General features: G+C 73.1%; 5 protein-coding genes. 3 read left to right on the forward strand and 2 right to left on the reverse strand.

Annotation, left to right across the window (positions count from 1 at the left end; all coding sequences use genetic code 11):
- Positions 1-77 precede the first annotated feature (77 nt).
- The gene (gene dapC / locus ACFV61_RS25030) at positions 78-1,169 is read right to left on the reverse strand and encodes a succinyldiaminopimelate transaminase (protein ID WP_380379913.1); all 1,092 of its coding nucleotides are present in this window, start codon (positions 1,167-1,169) and stop codon (positions 78-80) included.
- On the reverse strand, positions 1,166-1,588 hold the full coding sequence (locus ACFV61_RS25035; protein WP_380379910.1) for a PPOX class F420-dependent oxidoreductase: 423 nt from the start codon (positions 1,586-1,588) through the stop codon (positions 1,166-1,168). Before ACFV61_RS25035 ends, dapC begins: the two co-directional genes overlap by 4 nt.
- Before the next feature lie 169 nt (positions 1,589-1,757).
- Here ACFV61_RS25035 and ACFV61_RS25040 point away from each other — a divergent pair, with 169 nt between their 5' ends.
- From ACFV61_RS25040 to ACFV61_RS25050, 3 genes are read left to right on the forward strand one after another with little or no spacing between them, the layout of a single operon-like run.
- Positions 1,758-3,257, forward strand: a complete 1,500-nt coding sequence (locus tag ACFV61_RS25040; RefSeq protein ID WP_380493987.1) for an FAD-dependent monooxygenase — start codon at positions 1,758-1,760, stop codon at positions 3,255-3,257.
- Positions 3,258-3,315: 58 nt separating this feature from the next.
- The gene (locus ACFV61_RS25045; RefSeq protein ID WP_380379904.1) at positions 3,316-4,353 is read left to right on the forward strand and encodes a methyltransferase; all 1,038 of its coding nucleotides are present in this window, start codon (positions 3,316-3,318) and stop codon (positions 4,351-4,353) included.
- A 17-nt stretch (positions 4,354-4,370) separates the two neighbouring features.
- Positions 4,371-6,026 carry an NAD(P)/FAD-dependent oxidoreductase gene (locus ACFV61_RS25050; RefSeq protein WP_380346393.1) on the forward strand — a complete coding sequence of 552 codons (1,656 nt, stop codon included), beginning with the start codon at positions 4,371-4,373 and terminating at the stop codon, positions 6,024-6,026.
- Positions 6,027-6,161: the final 135 nt, after the last annotated feature.

Here is a 6,161-nt window from a genome sequence, read left to right on the forward strand (position 1 = left end):
CGCGCTGGTCGGGGGCTCGGGGCCCCCGCCCCCCCGCGCGGGGGCGCGCCCCCCCACGCCGTCGTCCACTCCGTCCGTCAGAAGGCCGCGGCGAGCCGCTTCACCGCCTGCTCGACCCGCTCGTCGGTCTCGGTGACCGCCACCCGGACGTGCCGCGCGCCCGCCTCGCCGTAGAACTCCCCGGGCGCCACCAGGATGCCGAGCTCAGCCAGCGCGCCCACCGTCACCCAGCAGGGCTCGTCCCTGGTCGCCCAGAGGAAGAGCGCGCCCACCGAGTGGTCGATCCGGAAGCCGCACTCCAGCAGCGCCGCGCGCAGCACGGCCCGCCGCCGGGCGTAGCTCCCGCGCTGCCCCGCCAGGTGCGAGTCGTCGCCGAGCGCCGCCACCATGGCGGCCTGCACCGGGGCGGGCACCATGTGTCCGGCGTGCTTGCGCACCTCCAGCAGCGTGGCGATCACCGCCGGGTCCCCGGCAGCGAACCCGGCCCGGTAGCCGGCCAGGTTGGAGCGCTTGGAGAGCGAGTGCACGGCCAGGACCCCCTCGTGGCTGCCACCGCTGATCTCGGGGTGCAGCACCGAGCGGGTCTCGCCCTCCCAGACGTGGTCGAGGTAGCACTCGTCGTTCACCACGAGGGCGCCGCGTTCCCGCGCCCAGCCGACGATCGCGCGCAGCTCGGCGGTGCCGAGGACGCGGCCCTCCGGGTTGGACGGGGAGTTCAGCCAGACCACCCTGGGGGCGGGGCCGTCGTAGTCCAGCGGCGAGGCCGTCCGGACCAGCCGGGCACCCGCCAGCCGGGCGCTCACCTCGTACGTGGGGAAGGCGAGTTCGGGCACCAGGACGACGTCGGAGGGGCCCAGGCCGAGCATGGTGGGCAGCCAGGCGATCAGCTCCTTGGTGCCGACCGCGGGGATCACCGCGGACGGGTCCACGCTCACGCCCTCGCGCCGCAGCAGCCATGCCGCGACGGCCTCGCGGAGCTGCGGCGTACCCTCCGTGGACGGGTAGCCGGGGGCGTCCGCGGCGGCGGCCAGGGCCGCGCGGACGACGGCCGGCGTCCGGTCCACCGGGTCGCCGAGCGCCAGGTTGACCAGCCCGTCGGGGTGGGCGGCGGCGAGCTTGCGGTAGGGGAACAGGACGTCCCAGGGGAACTTCGGCAGCCGCTCGATCATGCCCGGGCCCCCTTCGCGACGGTGCGGGCCAGCGGCGTCGCCTGGCAGTCGGAGTCGATGCCCCAGGAGACGATCCGCTCCGGGGTGATCCGGATCAGCTCGTCGTCGACGTGCGGCAGGACCTCCTTGCCGCCGGTGGGGAGCGCCTGCGCGGTGCCGCGGATCTCCAGGCCCCGGACCACCCAGTCCGCCGGGTCCAGCACGTCGTCCACGACCAGCGAGACCTTCGGATTCTCCTGCACGTGGCGGTACTTGAGGCTGCGGGCCATGCCGCGACCGGTCACATCGATGGTGCCGAGGCCGGCGTTGTAGTGGAAGCCGAGCGGGACGACGTGCGGCTGCCCGCGACCGTCCACGGTGGCCAGGCGGGCTAGCGACTGCGAGGCCAGATAGGCGGCCTCGTTCGCGGTGAAGGGCATGACGGGTCCTCACATCGGTCGGATCAGGGATTCCGCCGACGCTAGGCGTCGCCCTTCGAGCCGCTTTCGTGCCCCGCCCGCGCCAGGGCTGCCAAGAGCGCTGGACACCGGCTCGAAGCGGCGCTGGCACGGTGGGCCCGTCGTACAGGAGCCGGCAGCGGAGGGCGCGATGGACTGCGATGTGGTGGTGGCGGGTGCGGGGCCGACGGGCCTGATGCTCGCCTGCGAGCTGGCGTTGGGCGGTGCCCGGACGCTGGTGGTGGAGCGTAGGGAGGAGCCGGAGAAACACTCGAAGGCCATGGGCATGCAGGGCCGCACCGTGGAACTGCTGGAACTGCGCGGGCTGCTCGACCGGTTCCTGGAGGGCGCGGGCCTGCTCAAGGGCGGCAACTTCGCCAGCCTGGGCGTGCCGATGCGGTTCGAGGAGTTCGACACCCGGCACCCGTACGTGCTGCTGGTGCCGCAGCTGCGCACGGAGGAGCTGCTGGCCGAGCGGGCGCGGGAACTCGGCGTGCGGATCGTCCGGGGCGCTCCCGTCACCGGCTTCACCCAGGACGAGGACGGCGTGACCGTCGAGACCGGGACCGGCAGCGTCCGGGCGCGCTACCTGGTCGGCTGCGACGGCGGCGGCAGTACCGTACGCCGGCAGGCGGGGATCGCCTTCACCGGCCAGGACCCGCACATGTACGCGCTGATCGGGGACATGCGGTTCCGAGGTGAGCTGCCGCGCGGTGAGGGACTGGGGCCGATGCGCCCGGTGGGTCTGGTCAACCCGGAGAAGAGGTCCTGGTTCGGCGCCTTCCAGCACAAGCCGGACGTCTACCGGGCCACCGTCGCCTGGTTCGGCGAGCCCTTCCCCGACCGCAACGCGCCGGTCACCGAGGAGGAGATGCGCGCGGCCCTGGTCGAGCACACCGGCGGCGACCACGGGATGCACGACGTCACCTGGCTGTCCCGGCTCACCGACGTCTCCCGGCTGGCCGGGGCGTACCGCAGCGGCCGGGTGCTGCTGGCCGGCGACGCGGCGCACATCCACCTGCCGGCCGGCGGGCAGGGGCTCAACCTCGGCATCCAGGACGCGGTGAACCTCGGCTGGAAGCTCGCGTCCGTGGTACGCGGCCAGGGCGGCGAGGAGTTGCTGGACAGCTACCAGGGCGAGCGGCGCCCGGTCGCCGACGGCGTGGTGCGCAACACCCGGACCCAGGCCGTGCTGATCGACCCGGACCCGAGGTACGACGCGCTGCGCCAGACCTTCCGCGAGCTGATGGCACTGCCGGACACCAACCGCCACATCGCCGGGATGCTGTCCGGCTTCGACGTCGCCTACGGGACGGGTGACCACCCGTCGGTCGGGCGCCGGATGCCGGACGCCGACCTGCTCACCGCCGGGGGCGGCCGACGGATCAGCGGCTGCTTCACCGAGGCGCGCGGGCTGCTGCTGCTGCCCGAACCCGGACCGGCCGCCTCGCCACCGGCCGCCTCGCCACCGGCCGCCTCGCCACTGGCCGCCTGGGCCGACCGCGTCACCACCGTGACCGCCAAGGTCGCGGGCGCGGAGCCCGACCTCGCCTTCCTGATCCGCCCTGACGGCTACGTCGCCTGGGCCGGGCCCCCGGCGCGGCGCGAGGAGCTCCGCCACGCCGCGACCACCTGGTTCGGCGCCGCCTGAGAACCGCACGACCCGCACGACCCGCACGACACCCGCAGCACACCGAGAGAGGGAGAAGATGACTTCAGTCACCGGCAGCCCCGCCGCCCGCGCGCGCCGGATCGTCGCACTCAACACCGCCTACTTCCAAGCGAAGGCGCTCCAGAGCGCGGTGGAGCTCGGCCTCTTCGAGCTACTGGCGGACCGCTCCGCCGGCGTCGACGAGATCCGGTCCGAACTGGGCGTCAACCACCGGCTGTTCAAGGACTTCCTGGACGCCCTGGTCGGCCTCGACCTGCTGACGGCCGAGGACGGCCGCTACCGCGCCGCCCCGCTCGCCGAGGAGTTCCTGCTCCCGGACGCTCCGACCTACCTGGGCGGCACCGCCCAGCAGCACGCCCGGCTGCACTTCCACGCCTGGGCGCAGCTGACCGACGCGCTGCGCGACGGCAAGGCCAAGTCCGCCGTCGCCGCGCAGGGTCCGCTGGCCTACCCCAAGCACTACGAGGACCTCGACCGCGCCCGCCAGGTCATGGCGCACATGGACGCCCACAACGGGTTCACCGCGGACGAGCTGGCCCGCCAGCTCGACTGGAGCCGCTACACGTCCTTCGTGGACGTCGGCGGCGCGCGCGGCAACGTGGCCTCCCGGATCGCCTCGGCCCACCCGCACCTGCGGGGCGCCGTCTTCGACCTGCCGGCGCTGCGCCCGCTCTTCGACGAGCTGGTGAGCACGGCCGGGACGGCCGACCGGGTCACCTTCCACGGCGGCGACTTCTTCGCCTCCCCGATGCCGGAGGCCGATGTGGTGATCCTCGGCCACGTGCTGCCCGACTGGCCGGTCGACGACCGCCGGGAGCTGCTGCGGCGCGCCCACAAGGCGGTGCGGCCCGGCGGCGCGGTGGTGCTCTACGACGCCATGATCGACCCGGACGAGCGGGACCCGGAGGTCCTGCTGCAACGGATCAACCACACCATGATCCGGGACGACAGCTCCGCGTACTCGCTCCAGCAGGCCCGCGACTACCTGGAGGAGGCCGGCTTCACGGTCGACCGGGTGACCGCCACCGACACCATCACCCGGGACCACTTCGCCATCGGCGTCAAGTCCGCCTGAACGGAAGGGAGAACGACGTGACGGAGCACGCCGCACCGCAGGCGGAACAGCCGTACGACGTGGTCATCGTCGGCACCGGCCTGTCGGGCACCATGCTCGGCTCGATCCTGGCCAAGCAGGACTTCCGCGTCCTGCTGCTCGACGGCACCCACCACCCCCGGTTCGCCGTCGGCGAGTCGACCATCGGGCAGACGCTGGTGGTGCTGCGGCTGATCGCCGACCGGTACGGGATCCCGGAGATCGCCCACCTGGCGAGCTTCGAGGACGTGCTGGCCAACGTGAGCAGCGCGCACGGGCAGAAGAGCAACTTCGGGTTCATGTTCCACGAGGACGGCGAGGAGCCGGACCCGAACCTCACCAGCCAGTTCCGCATCCCCGGGATCGTCGGCAACGCCGCGCACTTCTTCCGGCAGGACACCGACGCGTACATGTTCCACACCGCTGTCCGCTACGGCTGCGACGCGCGGCAGGACTACCGGGTGGAGCGCGTCGACCTCGACGACGACGGGGTCACGGTGGTCGGCGCGGACGGCAGCAGCTACCGCGCCCGCTACCTGGTCGACGCCAGCGGGTTCCGCTCGCCGCTGGCCAAGCAGCTGGGGCTGCGGGAGGAGCCCAGCCGGCTCAAGCACCACGCGCGCTCGATCTTCACGCACATGGTCGGGGTGGAGGCGATCGACGACCACCTGGACACGCCCGACGGGCTGCGTCCGCCGGTGCCGTGGAACGACGGGACGATGCACCACATCTTCGAGCGCGGCTGGATGTGGATCATCCCGTTCGACAACCACCCCGGGGCAACCAATCCCCTGTGCAGCGTGGGCATCCAGCTCGACCCGAGGACGTACCCGGCGCGCCAGGACCTCACCGCCGAGGAGGAGTTCTGGTCCCACGTGGACCGCTTCCCCGCGGTGCGGCGGCAGTTGGAGGGCGCCCGGAGCGTGCGCGAGTGGGTCCGGACGGACCGGATGCAGTACTCCTCGACCCGGACGGTCGGCGAGCGCTGGTGCCTGATGTCGCACGCGGCCGGGTTCATCGACCCGCTGTTCTCCCGGGGGCTGTCCAACACCTGCGAGATCATCAACGCGCTGTCCTGGCGGCTGATGGCGGCGCTGCGCGAGGACGACTTCTCGCTGGAGCGGTTCGCCTACGTGGAGCGGCTGGAGCAGGGCCTGCTGGACTACAACGACCGGCTGGTGAACAACTCGTTCATCTCCTTCTCCCACTACCCGTTGTGGAACTCGGTGTTCCGGATCTGGGCCTCGGCCAGCGTGATCGGCGGCAAGCGCATCCTCAACGCGCTGACCGCGACCAAGGAGACCGGTGACGACACGCACTGCCAGGCCCTGGACGACAACCCGTACCCGGGGCTGTGGTGCCCGCTGGACTTCTACAAGGAGGCCTTCGACGAGCTCACCGAGCTGTGCGAGGCCGTGGACGCCAAGCGGATGACGGCCGAGGAGGCCGCCGCCACCCTGGAGCAGCGGGTGCGGGAGTCGGACTGGATGCTGCCCGCGCTGGGCTTCAACGACCCCGACACCCATCACATCAACCCGACGGCCGAGAAGATGATCCAGCTCGCACAGTGGGCCACCGACCACCCCCGCCCGGAGATCCGGGAGCTGCTGGCCGCCAGCGCCGAGGAGGTCAAGGCCGCCATGCGCAGGAGCTAGGGTCCTGTCCGGCCGAGGACGGCCGGCGGGACCGCCGAGGGGGCGCGCGCCGGGGCCGGGGGCCCCCGCCCCCCCGCCCCCCCCCCGCGGGCGCGCCCCCCCCCCCGCCCCCCCCCGCCGCCCGCCCACGCCCCC

Origin of the sequence: Kitasatospora sp. NPDC059817 (assembly GCF_042731835.1) — a bacterium.
Classification (GTDB): Bacteria; Actinomycetota; Actinomycetes; order Streptomycetales; family Streptomycetaceae; genus Kitasatospora.